The following is an 18,663-nucleotide window of genomic DNA, read 5'->3' on the forward strand; positions in this document are numbered from 1 at the left end:
GTCATGTTAATGTCTGCACCTGATTCGTTTCCCCTGGAACTGTGCATGCCCCTAAGTCTTTCCCGTCGCTGGCCTGTTCGCCAGATGATCGCTGCCGCAAGCTTCATTCTGCTGGTCGCCTGTGCGGAAAAACCCACCGCCGCCGACGCGCAACCTCTGCAAACCGCCCCTGTCGCCACGGCCCCAGCGATCATCCCGCCGGTAGTGCCGTCCGCCGACCCGCTCGACCTTCAGCCGACCCAGACCTTTGCCGAATGGCAGGCAGGCTTTCGCAAAGATGCGCTGGCCGCCGGGATTCGTCCTGATCTGTTCGATCGCGCCTTTGCCAACGTCAGTTTCGACGCCAGCGTGATTCGTGCCGACCGCAGCCAACCGGAGTTCTCCCGCCCGGTGTGGGAATACCTCGACGGCGCGCTGTCGCCTCTGCGCGTACGTAAAGGTCAGGCACTGATCAGCCAGTACGCCGACATCCTGCAAAGCATCGAACAACGTTACGGCGTTGATCGCCAGGCACTGGTGTCGGTGTGGGGCATGGAAAGCAACTTCGGTCAGTTCCAGGGCAGCAAGTCGGTGATCAACTCGCTGGCCACCCTCGCCTACGAGGGCCGTCGCCCGGGTTTCGCCCACGCGCAATTGATCGCTGCCCTGCAGATTCTGCAACAGGGCGACATCACGCCCGAGAAGATGCTCGGTTCCTGGGCCGGCGCGATGGGTCAGACTCAGTTCATTCCGACCACCTATAACACTCACGCCGTGGACTTTGACGGCGACGGTCGCCGCGACATCTGGGGCAGCCCGGCCGATGCGCTGGCCTCCACCGCACATTACCTGCAAAGCTCGGGCTGGCAACGCGGCCAGCCGTGGGGTTTTGAAGTGCAACTGCCGAGCAGTTTCAATTACACGCTGGCTGATGGCGCGATTCGCAAGAGCGTTGCCGAATGGCGTCAGTTGGGCGTGATTCTGCCGAACGGCGGCCAGGCGCCTGCGGGCACTGATCAGCTGTCCGCCGCCCTGTTGCTGCCCGCGGGCTATCGTGGCCCCGCGTTCCTGATCCTCGATAACTTCCGGGCGATCCTCAAGTACAACAACTCTTCGTCGTATGCCTTGGCGGTGAGCCTGTTGTCCGAGCGTTTCAACGGTGGCGGTTTGATCGGTGGCACCTGGCCGAAAGATGACCTGCCGCTGAGCCGTACCGAGCGCATGGAGTTGCAGACCCTGCTGAGTGCGCGCAATTACGATGCGGGCGCGGCGGACGGGATCATCGGCGCCAATACGCGCAAGGCGATTCGCAGTGCCCAGCAGTCGTTTGGCTGGCCGGCGGATGGCTATCCGACGCACAAGTTGCTGGAAAGCCTGCGTACTCAATAATGGGTAGGTTGTATGGCTGATGGCGCCTTCGCGAGCAAGCTCGCTCCCACATGGGTTCTGTGAACGCAACAGATCAAATGTGGGAGCGAGCTTGCTTGCGAAGACTGACTATCAGACGACTAGCCTTTAAGCCTTGATCACCACATCCTGCTCCAGCATCAATTCCTTCTTCCCGGCATCCAGCCGTACCAACGCGCCCATCGGCAATGTCAGGTTCGGATCACAATGCCCGCTACGCCACCCCGAAAGCACCGGAATCCGCAGCGGCTCGAACGTCTGCTTGAGCAGGCGGTTCAATGCCGCGACATCCACGCCTGCAATGTCCCCCACCAACACGCCACGCAATTTGGCCAACTTGCCGGCCAGACGCATTTGCGTCAGCAATCGGTCGATGCGATACAGCGGCTCGTTGATGTCTTCGATGAGCAGAATCACCCCTTCAACATCGATTTCGTATGGCGTACCCAGCGTCGATGCAATCATCGCCAGATTGCCGCCAAGCAAACGCCCGTGGGCGATGCCGGGCTCGACCGTGGTCAACGGATAAGCCACCGGATGGCTCAGCACGCTCCCCGCTTTCACTTGCCCGCGCAGCATGGCGAAGAATGACGTGACGGTCGGTGGCTCCTTGTCACCCAGCAGATCAGCATTGAGCAGCGGCCCGTGAAAGGTCACGAACCCGGCATAACGACTGATGGCCAGGTGCAGCGCGGTGATATCGCTGTAACCGACAAAGGGCTTGGCGTGGCGACTGAGCAGGTCGTAGTCGATGCGGTCCAGCAGGCGCGGCGTGCCGTAGCCACCGCGCAGGCAGATGATCGCGTCCACCTCCGGATCAGCGAACGCCGCGTGCAGGTCTCGCAGGCGCACATCATCACTGCCGGCCAGATAGCCATCCTTTTCATAGACACCTGGAAACACCTTCAGCCCATAGCCACGCGCGCGCATCCATTGCACCGCTTTATCGGTGTCCAGGGTTCCGGGGCCGGCAGGCGCAATGACGCCGATCAGCCCTTCTGAGGGCAGCGCGGGCACGGCTCTGTGCGGACAAAGTGTGTGGGTCGGTCGAACAGTCATCCTTGGATCTCCCTGTGAGTCATGCACACACAGTAGTCAGGAACGGGGGCAAACAGAAGAGGGTCGGCCACGCCGCAGGTTGCAGGAAAAATCAGCAGCGAATGTAAGACAGGCAAAAAAATGCCCGCCGGGCGTTAAAGCCTCGGCGGGCATTTTTTGATTCAGCGCCGGATCAGGAACCCAGCAGCTCAGCCTTGACCAGCTTCGCCTGCTCGTCGGCGTGGTACGAAGAACGTACCAGCGGACCCGATGCAACGTTCTTGAAGCCCATCTTGTAACCTTCCTCGGCGAACCAGGCGAAGGTGTCCGGGTGCACAAAACGCTGCACCGGCAAGTGGCTGCGCGACGGTTGCAGGTACTGGCCGAGGGTAAGCATGTCGATGTCATGTTCGCGCATGCGCTTCATTACTTCGATGACTTCTTCGTCGGTCTCGCCCAGACCCAGCATCAGGCCGGATTTGGTCGGAATGTGCGGCATCATCTGCTTGAAGCGTTGCAGCAGGGTCAGCGACCACTGGTAATCCGAACCTGGACGCGCAGCCTTGTACAGGCGCGGCACGGTTTCCAGGTTGTGGTTGAACACATCCGGCGGCTCGGCGGCGGTGATTTCCAGCGCGACGTCCATACGGCCACGGTAGTCCGGCACCAGGGTTTCCAGCTGCACGTTCGGCGACAGTTTACGGATTTCGCGGATGCAGTCGGCAAAGTGCTGGGCACCGCCGTCACGCAGGTCGTCGCGGTCAACCGAAGTGATCACCACGTACTTGAGCTTGAGGTCGGCGATGGCGATGGCCAGGCTTTCCGGCTCGTTGACGTCCAGTGGCTTCGGACGGCCGTGGCCGACGTCGCAGAACGGGCAGCGACGGGTGCAGATGTCACCCATGATCATGAAGGTCGCGGTGCCGCCGGAGAAGCACTCGCCGAGGTTCGGGCAGGAGGCTTCTTCGCAGACACTGTGCAGCTTGTGTTTGCGCAGCAGGCTCTTGATCCGGTCGACTTCCGGCGAAACCGGGATGCGCACGCGAATCCAGTCAGGCTTCTTCGGCAGTTCGGTGGTCGGAATGATCTTTACCGGGATGCGTGCAACCTTCTCGGCGCCGCGCAGCTTGACGCCGGCTTCTACCTTGGGACGCGGGGCCGGGCGCTCGGTCACGTCGAGCGTCGGGATCATGGTTTGCACTGCATCAGTAGTCATATCAGTCGATTCCGCCCGTCAGGGTCGTCTGCTCAGCATAGTCGAGGTGTTTGACGAGCTGCGCGCGCAGCCGGGCACTTACCTCGGCAAATTCAATCGATCCTGCATGATCGCTCAGCTGGGTCATCGCCAGCCCGGCATAGCCGCAGGGATTAATCCGTCGAAACGGTTCCAGGTTCATATCCACGTTCAGGGCCAGGCCATGAAAGGAACAACCGTGGCGAATCCGCAAACCCAGAGAAGCGATTTTCGCTCCATCGACATAGACGCCGGGAGCATCTGGCTTGGCTGCAGCGGTTACGCCGTAGCTGGCCAGCAGTTCAATCAGGCAAAGCTCCATGCGACTGACCAGATCACGCACGCCGAAACCCAGCTTGCGTACATCCAGTAACAGGTAGGCCACCAACTGGCCGGGGCCATGATAAGTCACCTGTCCGCCGCGATCGACCTGCACCACCGGGATATCGCCCGGCAGCAGCAAGTGTTCAGCCTTGCCGGCCTGGCCCTGCGTGAACACCGGCGGGTGTTCGACGAGCCAGATTTCGTCGGCGGCATCGCTGCCGCGTTCGTTGGTAAAGCGTTGCATGGCATGCCAGACCGGCTCGTACGCCATCTGGCCGAGCTCACGAAAGCCCAGCGTGCCCGGCATCACAACACCATGTGCACGAAGCCGGTCGCCCGCAGTTCGCTGTTGATGTTGTACAGCTGATCCTGATCGGTCGCGACGATGTGCAACTGAATGGTGGTGTATTTGCCGTTGCTGCTCGAACGCTCGTCGACACGCTCATCGTTGATCGTCGCGAATTTCTTCACGATCTCGATGATCTTGTCCTTGTGACCCACACCCGTGTCGCTGATCACCTTAATCGGATAATCAGTCTGGGGGAATTCGATCTTTGGCGCCTTTACTTCAGTATCGGTCATGGCGTAACGGCCTCTAGAGCGCAAGCCGTGGTAACGCACATGGCCCCGCACCGGATCGGGGCGGGGCCATGCAGGTCAACACAAATCAGTTGAACAAGCCGTAGAAGAATAGACGGATGCTATCCCACATGCGGCGGAAGATACCACCCTCCTCGACGCCATCCAGAGCGATCAGGTCAGCGCTGTGCACGACCTTGTCTTCCAGTTTGACTTCGACTTTACCGATCACGTCGCCCTTGGCGATTGGCGCGGTCAGTTGCGGGTTCATGGTCATGCTGGCAGCGAGCTTCTTCAGCTGGCCTTTTGGCAGGGTCATGGTCAGGTCTTCAGCCAGGCCGGCCTTGACTTGATTGGTGGTGCCTTTCCACACCGGGGCCTGAGCCAGCTCGGTGCCCTTCTGGTAGAAGGTCTGGGTTTCGAAGAAGCGGAAACCGTAGGTCAGCAGCTTCTGGGTTTCAGCGGCGCGAGCCACTTCGCTGTTGGTGCCGAACACCACGGCGATCAGGCGCTGGCCATCACGTACTGCCGAGGACACCATGCAGTAGCCGGCTTCGTCGGTGTGACCGGTTTTCAGACCATCAACGGTCTTGTCGCGCCACAGCAGCAGGTTGCGGTTAGGCTGTTTGATACCGTTCCAGAAGAACTCTTTCTGCGAGTAGATCGCGTAGTGAGCCGGGTCTTCGTGGATGATCGCGCGGGCCAGGATCGCCATGTCGTGAGCCGACGAGTAGTGCTCAGGGTTCGGCAGACCGGTCGGGTTCATGAAGTGGGAATTGGTCATGCCCAGATCAGCTACGGTCTTGTTCATCAGGTCGGCGAACGCGTCTTCGCTGCCAGCGATGTGCTCGGACAAGGCGACGCTGGCGTCGTTACCGGACTGAATGATGATGCCGTGCAGCAGGTCGCTGACAGTCACCTGCGAGCCGACTTTGATGAACATCCGCGAACCGCCGGTGCGCCAGGCGTTTTCGCTGACGGTCACCGGATCGTTTTCACCGATCTGGCCACGACGGATTTCCAGCGTAGCGATGTACGCGGTCATCAGTTTGGTCAGGCTGGCCGGAGGCAGACGCTGGTCGCCATTGTTCTCGACCAGCACGTTGCCGCTGCTGGCATCCATCAGAACGTAGGCTTTGGCGGCCAGTTGCGGTGGCGACGGCATCATCTCGGCCGCGAAGGCGGCTGGCGAGAGGAGCAGCGGGACTAGCAGACACAGGCGTTTGGCAAAGGTGGTGATGTTCATCCGTCTCTCGAAATCGCTAATGGAAACTTGCCCGAAGGCAAAAACTAATCAAATAACCTTCTAACGGGTTATCGCGTGTTCAGTTGCTCACTCCAGTCACCCTTGCCGGGCTTTTGTTCTTCGACGAGCCAACAACCTGATTCACCCCCCAATCGCTGGCGAATCGTCAATCAAGTTCTACGTATTACTCGGTGACCACACTTGGTGAACCAAGGTTGGCCAGGCGCACGCTGTTCTGCACCTGGGCAATTTCACCCGGCGAGCCGATCGGCCCCAGGCGTACCCGGTGCAGAGTCTGCTGATTGCGCACGATCGAGCTGATGAACACCGGAGCGCTCACCATCCCGCTGAGCTTCGACCTCAGGAGTTCTGCAGCGTCCGGGTTGGCGAACGCGCCCACCTGCAGATACTGGCCAGTCGCTGTTGCAGAAGCGTTTTTTTTTGCACTCATCGGCACGGGGACGGTGTCAGAGGCGTGTTGTTGCGGTGGCGGCGTCCATTGCTCGACGGTGCCGGCCGAGGCCGTGATCACCGGTGCGCTGTTCTGCGCGACCTGCGGCTCGTTGAGCATCAACGGTGCCGGACGGCCCTTGGCTGCCCAATATTGCTGCGGATCGATGCCTTCGACCTTGACGTGCGCGGTGCCGGTTTCGGCATAACCGAGTTTTTTTGCGGCGGCGTAAGACAAGTCGATGATGCGATCGGAATAGAACGGCCCACGGTCGTTGACCCGCAGGATCACGGTGCGGTTATTGTCCAGGTTGGTCACCCGAACGTAACTTGGCAGCGGTAATGTCTTGTGTGCGGCACTCATGCCGTACAGGTCGTAGACCTCGCCGTTGGCGGTGTTCTGACCGTGAAACTTGGTGCCGTACCACGACGCCGTGCCGGAAGCGACGTAGGTCTTGGATTCCTGCAGCGGGAAATAGGTTTTGCCCAGTACGGTGTACGGGTTGGCCTTGTACGGGCCGGTGTGCAGCGTCGGCGTGGCATCGGGGATGCGCGACACGTCGACGTCCCACCACGGCGCGCCGTCTTTGTGCGCACGGTTGATATCCAGACCCGGTTGCGCACGTACCACGTTATTGGCGGTTTTCGGCGTCGGCGAACGACTGGTCGTGCAACTGGCGACCAGCACTGCCAACGCAGCGAATGCCACCAGCTTCAGGGGTTTATTGTTAGGCAATGCCCGCATTACTTGACGCCCCGTGCTTGTACCAGCTGTTCAGACAGTTGATGTACGGCCATGGCGTACATCACGCTGCGGTTATAACGCGTGATCGCGTAGAAATTCTTCAGGCCCATCCAGTACTCAGGGCCGTTGTCGCCTTCGAGGCGAAATGCAGTAACCGGCATATCATCGCGCAGCGCATCATGACTTGACCAGCCCAGCGCTCGCAACTCTGCGACGGTCTTCGTCGGCTCGATGCCAGTGGTCAGGCCTTCATCGACCTGCTCGCCACGTACATCGGCGCGGCTGACCACCGGTTCGCCGGCGACCCAGCCGTGACGCTTGAAATAACTGGCGACGCTGCCGATCGCATCATCCGGGTTGTTCCAGATATTGATGTGGCCGTCACCGTCAAAGTCCACCGCATACGCACGAAAGCTGCTCGGCATGAACTGCGGCAACCCCATCGCCCCGGCATACGAGCCTTTGAGGGTCAATGGATCGATCTGTTCTTCGCGCGCCAGCAGCAGGAACTCACGCAGTTCCTTGCGGAAAAATTCGGCACGGGGAGGATAGTCGAAACCGAGCGTGGACAATGCATCGATCACCCGGAAATTACCGGTATTACGTCCGAAAAAGGTCTCGACGCCGATAATCGACACGATGACTTGTGCCGGTACGCCGTATTCCTGTTCGGCACGGGCCAGAGTCGCCTCGTGCTGGCGCCAGAAGTCCACACCACGGGCGATGCGCGCGTCGGTGATGAACATCGGACGGTATTCTTTCCACTGTTTGACCCGTTCGGCGGGTTTGGAAATGGCGTCAAGAATCGACTGCTTGCGCTCGGCCTCGCGGAACACCCCCATCAGTTGTTCACCGGCGAAACCATAGTCGCGGGTCATTTCACCGACGAACTCGGCCACCTGCGGCGAGCCTTCGTATTCGCCGGCCAGCGCTTCCTGCACGCTCCCCAGCAGGCCCATCAGGCCTACTAATGGCGCGCATCGAGTCGCCCAGCCACGCATTACTTGCATTGAACTCTTCACCTTATTCAAACCTGTGCGATCCACTTGCGATGGGTATGGATCGACATCAAAACCCCAAACGCTGACAGCAGTGTCACCAGCGAAGTTCCTCCGTAGCTAATGAACGGCAACGGCACCCCTACGACCGGCAACAGGCCACTGACCATACCGATGTTGACGAAAACGTAAACAAAAAACGTCATGGTCAACGCTCCGGCGAGCAATTTGCCGAACAGCGTTTGCGCCTGAGCGGTAATCACCAGACCGCGGCCGATCAACAATAGATAGATCAGTAACAGCGCACAAATGCCCACCAGCCCGAACTCTTCGCCGAGTACGGCAATGATGAAGTCGGTGTGGCTTTCCGGCAGGAAGTCCAGGTGCGACTGGGTACCGAGCAGCCAGCCTTTGCCGAAGACGCCGCCGGAACCGATCGCGGCTTTCGACTGAATGATGTTCCAGCCCGTGCCCAACGGATCGCTTTCCGGATCGAGGAAGGTCAGGATTCGCTGCTTCTGGTAGTCGTGCATGATGAAAAACCACATGGCGACGGCCACGGGTACCGCCGCCGCCAGCACGCTGAGGATCCAGCGCCAGCGCAACCCACCCATGAACAGCACGAACGCCCCGCCCGCCAGAATCAGCAGCGAAGTACCGAGGTCAGGCTGACGCACGATCAGCACAAACGGCACGCCGATCAGCATCAAACTGATGCCGACGTGCTTGAGTTGCGGCGGCAGCGTGCGCTTGGACAGGTACCAGGCAATGGTCGCCGGCATCAGGATCTTCATGAACTCCGAGGGCTGGAAGCGAATCACCCCGGGAATGTTGATCCAGCGTGTCGCGCCCATGGCGTTGTGACCCATGATGTCCACAACCATCAGCAGCACCACCCCGATCACATACCCGAGCGGCACCCAACGGGCCATGAAACGCGGTTCGAACTGAGCGATGACGATCATCGACACCAGGCCGATGCCGAACGAAGTGGCCTGTTTAGCCAAAAGATCCCAACTCTTGCCGCTCGCCGAATACAACACGAACAGGCTGCCCGCCGCGAGAATCAGCAGCAGGATCAGCAACGGGCCATCGATATGCAGTCTTTGCAGCAACGTCGCGCGGCGACGCATCACATCCTCACTGGAGAGCATGCGATCAAAATTATTCATCACGGGCCGTAGCCTCCGCACTGATTGGGCTGGCGTATTCGGCCTTCAAACGTCCGTCCTGATCGAGCAGCCAGGCATCCATGACCTGACGCACCACCGGCGCGGCGACGCCGGAACCGGATTCACCGTTCTCGACCATCACCGACACGACGATGCGTGGATCATCGGCCGGGGCAAAACCGACGAACAAGGCGTGGTCGCGGTGACGCTCCTGAACCTTGGAGCGGTCGTACTTCTCGCCCTGCTTGATCGCCACCACCTGCGCGGTACCCGACTTGCCGGCGATGCGGTATTGCGCGCCAATGGCGGCTTTACGCGCGGTACCGCGCGCGCCGTGCATGACCTGCTGCATGCCGTGGTTGACCTTGGTCCAGTCCGACGGGTCGCGCAGAACGATGTCCGGCATCGGGTTTTCATCCACCGGCTTCACCCCTTCGAGGGATTTGGCCAGGTGTGGACGGTTCCACACGCCTTTGTTGGCGACCAGCGCCGTGGCTTGTGCCAACTGCAGCGGAGTCGATTGCATGTAGCCCTGGCCGATCCCGAGGATCAGGGTTTCGCCAGGGAACCACGCCTGTTTGCGCGTCGCCCGCTTCCATTCGCGGGACGGCATCAGGCCGGGGGATTCTTCGAACATGTCCAGCGAGACCTTCTGGCCGATGCCGAACTTGTTCATGTAAGTCGACAGCCGATCGATGCCGAGCTTGTGCGCCAGGTCATAGAAGTAGGTGTCGTTGGACCGCATGATCGCCGTGTCGAGGTCGACGAAACCGTCACCGGTACGGTTCCAGTTACGGTATTTGTGATCATAGTTGGGCAGCATGTAGTAGCCGGGGTCGAACACTCGGCTCGACGCCGTCACCACACCCGAGTCGAGGCCGGCAATCGCCACCGCCGGTTTGATCGTCGAACCCGGCGGATACAGACCGCGCAGCACGCGGTTGAACAATGGCCGGTCAATGGAATCACGCAACTCGGCATAGGCCTTGAAGCTGATGCCGGTGACGAACAGGTTCGGATCGAAACTCGGCTGACTGACCATCGCCAGCACTTCACCGGTCTTCGGATCCAGCGCCACCACCGCACCACGACGCCCGCCCAGCGCAGCCTCGGCCGCTTCCTGCAACTTGATGTCGAGACTGAGGACAATGTCCTTGCCGGGAATCGGATCGGTACGCTTGAGCACACGCAAGACGCGGCCGCGGGCGTTGGTTTCAACCTCTTCGTAACCGACCTGACCGTGCAATTCCGGCTCGTAGAAACGCTCGATGCCGGTTTTGCCGATATGGTGGGTGCCGCTGTAGTTGACCGGATCGAGGCTCTTCAGCTCTTTCTCGTTGATCCGCCCCATGTAGCCCACCGAGTGCGCAAAGTGCGCGCCCTGCGGGTAGTGACGAACCAGTTGCGCGACCACTTCCACGCCCGGCAGACGGAACTGGTTCACCGCGATCCGGGCGATCTGCTCTTCGGTCAGCTCGAACAGGATCGGCACCGGCTCGAACGGCCGGCGCCCCTGACGCATGCGCTTCTCGAAGATCACCCGGTCCTCGGGCGTCAGCTCCAGCACTTCGACAATGACGTCGAGCACTTGCTGCCAGTCGCCGGAGCGTTCGCGGGTCATGCTCAGGCTGAAGCTCGGACGGTTGTCCGCCACGACCACGCCGTTGCGGTCGAAAATCAGCCCGCGGGTCGGTGGAATCGGCTGCACATGAACGCGGTTGTTTTCCGACAGCGTCGAGTGGTACTCGTACTGGATCACCTGCAAGTAATACAGCCGCGCAATCAACACACCGATCAGCATCACGATCGCAATGGCCCCGAACACGACGCGGCTACGCACCAGACGGGCGTCCTTTTCGTGGTCCTTGATGCGGATCGGCTGAGACATGAGGGCAGGCTTACTTGTGGTAAGGGTGACCGGACAGCACGGTCCAGGCACGGTACAACTGTTCGCCGATCAGAATCCGCACCAGCGGGTGCGGCAACGTCAGCGGCGACAACGACCAGCGCTGATCCGCGCGGGCACAGACTTCCGGCGCCAGCCCTTCCGGGCCACCGACCATGAAATTGACCGTACGCGAATCCAGCCGCCAGCGGTCGAGTTCGACCGCCAACTGCTCGGTGCTCCAGGGCTTGCCGTGGACTTCCAGCGTGACGATCCGCTCGTTCGGCCCGACCTTGGCCAGCATGGCTTCGCCTTCCTGGCGGATGAATCGGGCCACGTCGGCATTTTTGCCACGGGTATTGAGCGGTATTTCCACCAGTTCCAGCGCCAGCTCGGACGGAAGACGCTTGGCATATTCATGCCAGCCTTCTTCCACCCACTTGGGCATGCGTGAACCGACGGCGATCAGGCGCAGTCGCACAGCAATCCCTTACAGCTGATCTTTGTTGAGCTTGGTGAAGTGCTCGTGGGTGTTTTCCGGGCTGTGGTGTTTGGCATCGGCCGCACGGCTCTGCTCGGCACCGGCCCACAGACGTTCCAGGTCATAGAACTGACGTGCGGAGGCAGTCATCATGTGCACGATCACCAGGTCCAGGTCCAACAGCACCCAATCGCTGTCGCCCTTGCCTTCTTCGCCCAGCGGCTTGGCGCCCTGCTTTTTGACTTCTTCGCGAACCTTGTCGAGCATCGCGTTGATCTGGCGGTTGGACGTACCGGTGGCGATGATCATGTAGTCAGTGATGCTCTGCTTGTCGCGAACATCGATGATCTGGATGTCTTGTGCCTTGACGTCTTCCAGGGCAGCTACGGCCAGTTTGACCAGCTCGTCGCCCTTCAGCGGCTCGTTGGTGTTGGCCACTTCCGGCAGCGGCGCGCTTTTGAATGTGCCTTTGCGTTTTACTTTCGGTAGGTCTTTGTCAGTCATATAAAACTCGTTTTGCTCATATATTCGGCGGCTTGGCGATACGTGGATTCGTATCAGTGAAGCACGCCTTGCTCAGTTCGACGCACGGTAAAGACCGTGCGCATCGATGTAGGCCAGGACCGCGTCGGGCACCAGGAAACGTACCGACTTACCGCTGGCCAGCAGTTGACGGATCTGGGTGGCGGAAACCGCGAGCGGTGTCTGCCAGACGAATGCAATCTGTCCGCTCGGCCCTTTCAAGGCCAGCGGGTCGCTCACCGAACGCGCTGCCAGCAGGTTGCGCAAGGCATCCGGCGGTTCGCTGTCGGCGTCCGGGCGCTGTAGCACCAGGATGTGGCAATGCTGGAGCAACTCTTCCCAGCGGTGCCAAGTGGGCAGGCCGCAAAATGCGTCCCAGCCCAAAAGCAGAAAAACCTGGGTTTCAGCGGGCATTTCGGCGCGCATCAACTCCAGGGTATCAATGGTGTAGGACGGTTTGTCCCGCTGCAATTCGCGGGCGTCCACCACCAGCGGCGGCACTCCGGCCACCGCGCACTCGACCATCGCCAGGCGGTCCTGCGCCGATACCTGCGGCGCATTGCGATGCGGCGGCCGCGCACTCGGCGTTAGACGCAACTCGTCGAGCGCCAGCGCTTCGGCAACTTCCAGCCCACCGCGCAAATGGCCGATGTGCACCGGATCGAACGTGCCACCCAGTACGCCAATGCGGCGGGGGCGGGACTCGCTGCCGGATTGCGGCGCTGTCAGGTCGAGGTCGGTCAAGTCAGACCGTCGCCTGGCCGCGCAACTGGCCATCACCGACCACGATGTACTTCTCGCAGGTCAGGCCTTCGAGACCCACCGGGCCGCGGGCGTGCAGCTTATCAGTAGAAATGCCGATCTCGGCACCCAATCCATATTCAAATCCATCGGCAAAGCAAGTCGGGGTGTTGATCATCACCGACGCCGAGTCGACTTCCGCTACGAACCGGCGAGTATCGGCGAGGTTTTCGCTGACGATCGAGTCGGTGTGATGGGAGCCGTAATGGTTGATGTGTTCGATGGCCTGATCCAGACCGTCGACGACGCGGATCGACAAAATCGGCGCCAGGTACTCGGTATTCCAGTCGTCTTCGCTGGCCGCCACGGCCTCGATGATCGCGCGGGTACGCTCGCAACCGCGCAGTTCAACGCCTTTTTCGCGGAACTGGGCCGCCATCGATGGCAGGAAATCCCTGGCAACAGTCTGGTCAACCAGCAGCGTCTCCATCGCCCCACAGATGCCGTAGCGATAGGTCTTGGCATTGAAAGCAATGCGCTGGGCTTTCGGCAGGTCGGCGTGGGCACTGACGTAGACGTGGCAGATGCCGTCCAGATGCTTGATCACCGGTACGCGGGCATCGCGACTGATGCGCTCGATCAGGCCACGGCCACCGCGCGGCACGATCACGTCGACGTACTCGGGCATGGTGATCAGCGCGCCGACGGCGGCACGGTCAGTGGTTTCGACCACTTGCACCACGGCGGCGGGCAACTCGGCCTCGGCCAGACCGCGCTGGATGCACGCGGCAATCGCCCGATTGGAATGAATCGCTTCAGAACCACCGCGCAGGATCGTCGCGTTGCCGGACTTCAGGCACAGGCTGGCGGCATCAATGGTCACGTTGGGACGGGATTCGTAGATGATCCCGATCACGCCCAGCGGCACGCGCATCTTGCCGACCTGAATGCCCGACGGACGGAAGCTCATGTCACGGATCGCGCCGACCGGGTCCGGCAACGCAGCCACCTGACGCAGACCGACGATCATGCCGTCGATGCGCGCCGGGGTCAGTTCCAGACGCTCCAGCAGTGCCGGCTCCAGACCATTGGCGCGACCGGCGGCCAGATCCTGCTCATTGGCTGCAGCAAGCTCGGCACGTGCAGCGTCCAGCGCATTGGCAGCAGCCTGCAAGGCGCGGTTTTTCTGCGCGGTGCTGGCACGGCCAATGACCCGGGAGGCTTCGCGGGCGGCGCGACCCAATCGGGTCATGTAGTCAAGAACGGACTCAGTCATGGTCTGCTGGGGTCTTGGCAAAGAGGAAAGCGGCAGATTATAGCTGTCGCGTCCCGGGACTAACAGCGGTGACGGGCGGATGGTCGAAATGAACCGCGAATCGCCGACGTTCAGCCGTAATTAAGCTGTGGATTGTTATCATCACGACCTCTTCAGCCTGGATAAACCGTGCCTGCCATGTCCAACCTGACCGTTCGCTCCCATCCCGAGCGCCTGCCGCTGGGGCTCCCGGACGCTTTTTTCGACCGTGACGCCCAAGTGCTCGCCCGCGATCTGCTGGGCAAAGTCATCCGCCACCGGGTCGGCAGTCTGTGGCTGAGCGCGCGCATCATCGAAACCGAAGCCTATTACTGCGCGGAAAAAGGCAGCCACGCTTCGCTCGGCTACACAGAAAAGCGTAAGGCTTTGTTTCTGGATGGCGGCCACATCTATATGTATTACGCCCGTGGCGGCGATTCGCTGAATTTCAGCGCACAGGGGCCGGGCAATGCCGTGCTGATCAAATCGGCCTATCCCTGGGTCGATGAAATCAGCGGGCCGGCGAGCCTGGCGCAGATGTTGTTGAACAACCCGGATGCACAAGGTCGCCCGCGGCCGTCGCAAAAACTCTGCGCCGGGCAGACCTTGCTGTGCAAGGCGCTGGGTTTGAAAGTACCGGTATGGGACGCCAAGCGCTTCGATCACGAAGTGCTGCTGGTGCAAGACTCCGGGCCTGCGCCCGGCCACATTATCCAGACCACACGATTGGGCATCCCCCACGGTCGCGATGAACACCTGATGTACCGCTTTGTCGACGCGGCGTATGCGCAATGGTGCACGCGGAACCCGCTGCGCCGGGGTCAGGTCGAAGGCCGGGATTATTTCCTGCTGAGCTGAAATGACAGCCATTGTGCAAAAGATGAAATCCCCCAGTGGGAGCCAATTGAAGATTTGATGGAGTGGTTTGTATGGGCCCATGGCTCGATAGCGTGACCGGTTGGCTGGCGGCCAATCCACAGTGGCTGGCCGCAGCAGTGTTTATTGTCGCGTGCGTCGAATGCCTGGCGATTGCCGGATTGATCGTGCCCGGCACGGTGTTGCTGTTTGCGGTGGCCGTGCTGGCCGGCAGCGGCGCGCTGTCATTGAGCGAAACCTTGCTGCTGGGTTTTCTCGGCGGGATTCTGGGTGATGCGATTTCGTACTTCCTCGGCCGCCACTTTCACCAGAACATCCGCCGTCTGCCCGGCCTGCGTCATCATCCGGAATGGATGGCTGGCGCCGAGAGCTACTTCCAGCGTTATGGCATTGCCAGCCTGCTGGTCGGGCGCTTCATCGGCCCTCTGCGACCGATGCTGCCGATGGTCGCGGGGATGTGCGACATGCCCTTCGCGCGTTTTGCCGCCGTGAGCCTGCTGGCCGCCGCGGGCTGGAGCGTCGCCTATCTGCTGCCGGGCTGGGCCACGGGGGCGGCGATTCGCTTACCGCTGCCGGAAGGCTTCTGGCTGCAGGCCGGCATCGTCGCCGCCAGTATTGCCGTGATGGTCGGCCTCAGCGTCAACAGCAGCCTGCGCCGACATCGCCGCGCATCCGTGTGGATCAGTAGCATGAGCTTGTTGATTCTGATCGGCCTGTTCATCGGCTACCCCTACCTGACCGCCCTCGATCAAGGTGTGATGACGCTGGTGCAGGAACACCGTCAACCGCTGCTGGATGAGATCGCCGTCACGTTCACCCTGATCGGTGAGTTCCGCAACATGCTGATGTTCAGTGCCCTGCTCGTAGCCCTGCTGTTGCTGTGCCGACAATGGCGCCACGCGCTGTTTGCCGGCGGCACACTGCTGGTCACCGCGCTGGCCAACACCGGGACAAAATACTTTTTTGCCCGGGTGCGCCCCGAAGTGCTGAGCGATCCGCTGACCACCTACAGCATGCCCAGCGGCCATGCCTCGGGTTCGTTTGCGCTGTTTCTGACCCTTGCGGTGCTGGCAGGTCGAGGCCAGCCGCCGCGCATGCGCCTGACCTGGCTGCTGATCGGCTGCATACCGGCGCTGGCCATCGCCCTGTCGCGGGTTTATCTGGGCGCGCACTGGCCGACCGACGTTCTCGCCGGTGCCATGCTCGCCAGTTGCGTCTGTGCTGCAAGCCTGTGGCTGAGCCAGCGCTCGACGCCGCTCAAGCCCATGCCCTTCAAGGTCTGGTGGCTGATCCTGCCGGCATTGGTGGCAATGTTCAGTTTCTTCGTCCTGCGCCATTTGCCACACACCCTGTTGCGTTACGCCTACTGACCGTCCCCACACCGCTCCGCGGCCGCGCCAAAGAGCGGCTGCTGCCCCCTCCCCATAGGCTGGCCAGAAGTTTTGATGAACTCGAAACTTCTGGTTAATGCTGCGCGCATTAAAAACCTCAAGTTACATATTCAACCCCAAACAATTCAACCAGCACCAACTATCCACCCTAAAAATCAATTAGATTAAAAATATAAACCGCACCAACAAAAAACAAACATCTATATACAAATAACTTCACACCGAACTTCCACATTATTAACACGCAAAAACTCACACCTATAAAAACCAATTAACCACGAGTTCTCCATGAGTCCAAAAATACCGCGCAAACCCGCTGCATCGACATCTAGTGGTGCAGAAACAACCACTCATTCCGCTGCACGACCCGACAACTCGGCCGAGCCCTTCTTGTTTCGAAACACGGAGTTCAATTCGCCCGACACCAACAACCCATTTCAAACTCTTCAGCAACCTTCGAGTAACAGACCGCCGCAAACATCCGCCGTTGAAGTCACGCCAATAGTGACCCGCAACATCGTCGACCCGGCTGAAGACTCTTCAATTGAAACTTACTGGCTTCCCGAAGCATTACTGCGCGGCATGCAAGCGCCGGATGAAACCGGCGTGCGCCACATCGTCGGGCGAAAATTTGTCGATGTGGAATACGAGGGCGTGCTGCACACCGTGAATGTCGCCCAAGAGCCCATCAACGGTGCGTACCGCATAAAGCGCCTGAGAGAGAGGGATGCCTCCGGCCCGCTGGTGGTAAAAAATCCGCAGGCACCGACCTGGCGTCTGGATGCAAGCACGCCGCTGCCGCAAAAACGTCCGGCGCCGGCAACGACTGATGCCCCTCAGGCGCAACGACCACGCTCGGCCACCCCGCTGGTGTATGCGGATGCCTCCGCCTACTCAGCGACGCTGCGCTCTCCCGACGCGCAAGGCTATTACGAGTTGACCCCGCGCTGGTCATTGCCCACGGCCGCCTCCGAGACGTTGTTCGCGTTTCGCGCCGACGACAACAAATGGATTCAGGTGGATCCGCCCAGCGGTGGATTCGGCGCAAAACCGGCCAATCTGGCGCACTGGACCGACAAAGAGATTTTTGATCTTTACCGCATTCACGGCGCAGACATCGAACGCTTTCGAACGCAGGCACAGGCGTCTGGCATGCCGCCGAAATGGGTTGAGCCGGTCATCGCCCAAACCCCGGTCACGGACCTGCTCAACAATGGTCTCAGGTGGCTGCACCCGCAGATGAACGCCAGCCAACGCGAAAGCTGGCTGCAAAGTTACAACCTGCTTCCCAGCCAGTTAACCCGCCTGCAACAACACCTGCGCACCGAACTGAGCCTGCCACACTGGGCCGAGTCGCATAAACAGTTGACTCAAGACCTGGCCCACCCGCAACGCCTGGAGCAACTCGCCCGCGACACCGTCACGGAACTGGAACTGAAACGCGGCGCCAAACACCCTTGGTATTCACCAGAGTCTTCCATGACCCCGGCACTGCGCGAGACGCTGTTGAAGCAGATGGGTTACCGGCGCAACAAGCACAACCTGCTCTATCTGACCGATGTCCCCGCACTGTTCAGGGCCGACGATCGCACGCCGTTCGAAATCGCCAACGACGACGCCATGCTGCCGCGCATGAAACACAAACCCGGCGCCACCACCGAAGACCGGCCGATGAGCGCCACGTTCAGCCTTAACGAGGGGATGATGTATGCCAAAGCCCCAGACCCCGAATACCTGCTCTACAACACCCAGACCAATAAGCATCCCGGCAAGAAACCCACAGACACTGATGCCAGCGATTCGAGTGACAGCGACAGCAGCGACGCCAGTGATTCGTCCGATGATGAAAGTACACGAGCCTGGGATCACGAGCGCAATTACACCGCAGTCAGAACGCGGCAATCGGAAATGTTTCTCTACCTGCTCGATACCCGGAACATCGAAGTCGTCCCTCGCGAAGAAAATCACTCGTTTAACTGGGGCGCTCAAAAAGACCCCGCCTGGTTTCCGGAGGACGACTTCGAAGGATTGATTTCAGTCTCGCGCAGCGGACTCGACGCTGATCGCATCTGGTTATTGAATTCTGCCCGCACCAAAGCGGCAAACGTCGACGACATCCGGGTGCAGGCAGGCACCCGCGCCGAACGCATCGAGTGGGCCACTCAGGCCGGTCACGCCAACTCACACGAATACGATCAATTGATCGACGGGGTCGAAGCGGCAGGCAAGCCGATCCTCAAGCTGTCGGGCAGCCAGAAAGAGTTCGGTTATGACATCCAGTGGCCCTGAGGCAGACACGCC

Annotated in this window: 17 protein-coding genes; 4 read left to right on the forward strand and 13 right to left on the reverse strand. The window is 60.5% G+C overall.

Annotated features, from left to right (window positions below; genetic code table 11):
* Nucleotides 1-45: 45 nt before the first annotated feature.
* On the forward strand, nucleotides 46-1,368 hold the full coding sequence (locus WA225_RS13390) for a lytic murein transglycosylase (RefSeq protein ID WP_422608291.1): 1,323 nt from the start codon (nucleotides 46-48) through the stop codon (nucleotides 1,366-1,368).
* 126 nt (nucleotides 1,369-1,494) lie between these two features.
* On the opposite strand, the gene WA225_RS13395 is transcribed toward WA225_RS13390, so the two are convergent.
* The 13 genes from WA225_RS13395 to WA225_RS13455 all read right to left on the reverse strand — a co-directional run bounded on the left by WA225_RS13395 (nucleotide 1,495) and on the right by WA225_RS13455 (nucleotide 14,077).
* A complete protein-coding gene (locus WA225_RS13395; RefSeq protein WP_422608292.1) occupies nucleotides 1,495-2,445 on the reverse strand; it encodes a S66 peptidase family protein in 951 nt (316 codons plus the stop codon).
* Nucleotides 2,446-2,617: 172 nt separating this feature from the next.
* Nucleotides 2,618-3,616, reverse strand: a complete 999-nt coding sequence (gene lipA, locus WA225_RS13400; protein ID WP_161986515.1) for a lipoyl synthase — start codon at nucleotides 3,614-3,616, stop codon at nucleotides 2,618-2,620.
* Nucleotides 3,617-3,641: 25 nt separating this feature from the next.
* A complete protein-coding gene (gene lipB / locus WA225_RS13405) occupies nucleotides 3,642-4,289 on the reverse strand; it encodes a lipoyl(octanoyl) transferase LipB (RefSeq protein ID WP_008087909.1) in 648 nt (215 codons plus the stop codon).
* Nucleotides 4,289-4,564 (reverse strand): DUF493 domain-containing protein, encoded by a 276-nt coding sequence (locus WA225_RS13410; RefSeq protein WP_422608293.1) that lies wholly within the window; start codon nucleotides 4,562-4,564, stop codon nucleotides 4,289-4,291. The genes lipB and WA225_RS13410 overlap by 1 nt, the downstream gene beginning before the upstream one ends.
* An 85-nt stretch (nucleotides 4,565-4,649) precedes the next feature.
* Nucleotides 4,650-5,807, reverse strand: a complete 1,158-nt coding sequence (locus tag WA225_RS13415) for a D-alanyl-D-alanine carboxypeptidase family protein (RefSeq protein WP_007909601.1) — start codon at nucleotides 5,805-5,807, stop codon at nucleotides 4,650-4,652.
* A gap of 184 nt (nucleotides 5,808-5,991) precedes the next feature.
* Nucleotides 5,992-7,002, reverse strand: a complete 1,011-nt coding sequence (locus WA225_RS13420) for a septal ring lytic transglycosylase RlpA family protein (protein ID WP_422608294.1) — start codon at nucleotides 7,000-7,002, stop codon at nucleotides 5,992-5,994.
* Complete coding sequence (gene mltB / locus WA225_RS13425; RefSeq protein WP_422608295.1) at nucleotides 7,002-8,012, reverse strand: lytic murein transglycosylase B; 1,011 nt, start codon at nucleotides 8,010-8,012, stop codon at nucleotides 7,002-7,004. Before mltB ends, WA225_RS13420 begins: the two co-directional genes overlap by 1 nt.
* A 17-nt stretch (nucleotides 8,013-8,029) precedes the next feature.
* Entirely contained in the window at nucleotides 8,030-9,133 is a 1,104-nt protein-coding gene (gene rodA / locus WA225_RS13430) for a rod shape-determining protein RodA (protein ID WP_422608369.1), read from the reverse strand.
* 31 nt (nucleotides 9,134-9,164) lie between these two features.
* The gene (gene mrdA, locus WA225_RS13435; protein ID WP_422608296.1) at nucleotides 9,165-11,060 is read right to left on the reverse strand and encodes a penicillin-binding protein 2; all 1,896 of its coding nucleotides are present in this window, start codon (nucleotides 11,058-11,060) and stop codon (nucleotides 9,165-9,167) included.
* 10 nt (nucleotides 11,061-11,070) lie between these two features.
* Nucleotides 11,071-11,538: a 23S rRNA (pseudouridine(1915)-N(3))-methyltransferase RlmH gene (gene rlmH / locus WA225_RS13440; RefSeq protein ID WP_003185785.1), complete on the reverse strand. Its 468-nt coding sequence runs from the start codon at nucleotides 11,536-11,538 to the stop codon at nucleotides 11,071-11,073.
* A 9-nt stretch (nucleotides 11,539-11,547) separates the two neighbouring features.
* Nucleotides 11,548-12,042 (reverse strand): ribosome silencing factor, encoded by a 495-nt coding sequence (gene rsfS, locus WA225_RS13445; RefSeq protein WP_042561254.1) that lies wholly within the window; start codon nucleotides 12,040-12,042, stop codon nucleotides 11,548-11,550.
* Nucleotides 12,043-12,114: 72 nt separating this feature from the next.
* Complete coding sequence (gene nadD / locus WA225_RS13450) at nucleotides 12,115-12,837, reverse strand: nicotinate-nucleotide adenylyltransferase (protein WP_422608297.1); 723 nt, start codon at nucleotides 12,835-12,837, stop codon at nucleotides 12,115-12,117.
* Nucleotides 12,806-14,077 carry a glutamate-5-semialdehyde dehydrogenase gene (locus tag WA225_RS13455; protein WP_422608298.1) on the reverse strand — a complete coding sequence of 424 codons (1,272 nt, stop codon included), beginning with the start codon at nucleotides 14,075-14,077 and terminating at the stop codon, nucleotides 12,806-12,808. Before WA225_RS13455 ends, nadD begins: the two co-directional genes overlap by 32 nt.
* A gap of 177 nt (nucleotides 14,078-14,254) precedes the next feature.
* Between WA225_RS13455 and WA225_RS13460 the strand changes: the two genes are divergently transcribed.
* From WA225_RS13460 to WA225_RS13470, 3 genes are all read left to right on the forward strand, one after another.
* Nucleotides 14,255-14,953, forward strand: coding sequence for a DNA-3-methyladenine glycosylase (locus tag WA225_RS13460; RefSeq protein WP_422608370.1), 699 nt, complete (start codon nucleotides 14,255-14,257; stop codon nucleotides 14,951-14,953).
* Between the two features lie 71 nt (nucleotides 14,954-15,024).
* A complete protein-coding gene (locus WA225_RS13465) occupies nucleotides 15,025-16,341 on the forward strand; it encodes a bifunctional DedA family/phosphatase PAP2 family protein (RefSeq protein WP_422608299.1) in 1,317 nt (438 codons plus the stop codon).
* Between the two features lie 309 nt (nucleotides 16,342-16,650).
* Complete coding sequence (locus WA225_RS13470; RefSeq protein WP_422608300.1) at nucleotides 16,651-18,651, forward strand: hypothetical protein; 2,001 nt, start codon at nucleotides 16,651-16,653, stop codon at nucleotides 18,649-18,651.
* Nucleotides 18,652-18,663 lie beyond the last annotated feature (12 nt).

It is taken from the genome of Pseudomonas sp., from assembly GCF_049300855.1.
Lineage (GTDB): Bacteria > Pseudomonadota > Gammaproteobacteria > Pseudomonadales > Pseudomonadaceae > Aquipseudomonas.

Coding starts and splice junctions, on each gene's coding strand:
- WA225_RS13390 (WP_422608291.1), top strand. CDS start 46: ATGCCCCTAAGTCTTTCCCGTCGCTGGCCTGTTCGCCAGATGATCGCT.
- WA225_RS13395 (WP_422608292.1), bottom strand. CDS start 2,445: ATGACTGTTCGACCGACCCACACACTTTGTCCGCACAGAGCCGTGCCC.
- lipA (WP_161986515.1), bottom strand. CDS start 3,616: ATGATCCCGACGCTCGACGTGACCGAGCGCCCGGCCCCGCGTCCCAAG.
- lipB (WP_008087909.1), bottom strand. CDS start 4,289: ATGCCGGGCACGCTGGGCTTTCGTGAGCTCGGCCAGATGGCGTACGAG.
- WA225_RS13410 (WP_422608293.1), bottom strand. CDS start 4,564: ATGACCGATACTGAAGTAAAGGCGCCAAAGATCGAATTCCCCCAGACT.
- WA225_RS13415 (WP_007909601.1), bottom strand. CDS start 5,807: ATGAACATCACCACCTTTGCCAAACGCCTGTGTCTGCTAGTCCCGCTG.
- WA225_RS13420 (WP_422608294.1), bottom strand. CDS start 7,002: ATGCGGGCATTGCCTAACAATAAACCCCTGAAGCTGGTGGCATTCGCT.
- mltB (WP_422608295.1), bottom strand. CDS start 8,012: ATGCAAGTAATGCGTGGCTGGGCGACTCGATGCGCGCCATTAGTAGGC.
- rodA (WP_422608369.1), bottom strand. CDS start 9,133: ATGCGTCGCCGCGCGACGTTGCTGCAAAGACTGCATATCGATGGCCCG.
- mrdA (WP_422608296.1), bottom strand. CDS start 11,060: ATGTCTCAGCCGATCCGCATCAAGGACCACGAAAAGGACGCCCGTCTG.
- rsfS (WP_042561254.1), bottom strand. CDS start 12,042: ATGACTGACAAAGACCTACCGAAAGTAAAACGCAAAGGCACATTCAAA.
- nadD (WP_422608297.1), bottom strand. CDS start 12,837: ATGGCCAGTTGCGCGGCCAGGCGACGGTCTGACTTGACCGACCTCGAC.
- WA225_RS13455 (WP_422608298.1), bottom strand. CDS start 14,077: ATGACTGAGTCCGTTCTTGACTACATGACCCGATTGGGTCGCGCCGCC.
- WA225_RS13460 (WP_422608370.1), top strand. CDS start 14,255: ATGTCCAACCTGACCGTTCGCTCCCATCCCGAGCGCCTGCCGCTGGGG.
- WA225_RS13465 (WP_422608299.1), top strand. CDS start 15,025: ATGGGCCCATGGCTCGATAGCGTGACCGGTTGGCTGGCGGCCAATCCA.
- WA225_RS13470 (WP_422608300.1), top strand. CDS start 16,651: ATGAGTCCAAAAATACCGCGCAAACCCGCTGCATCGACATCTAGTGGT.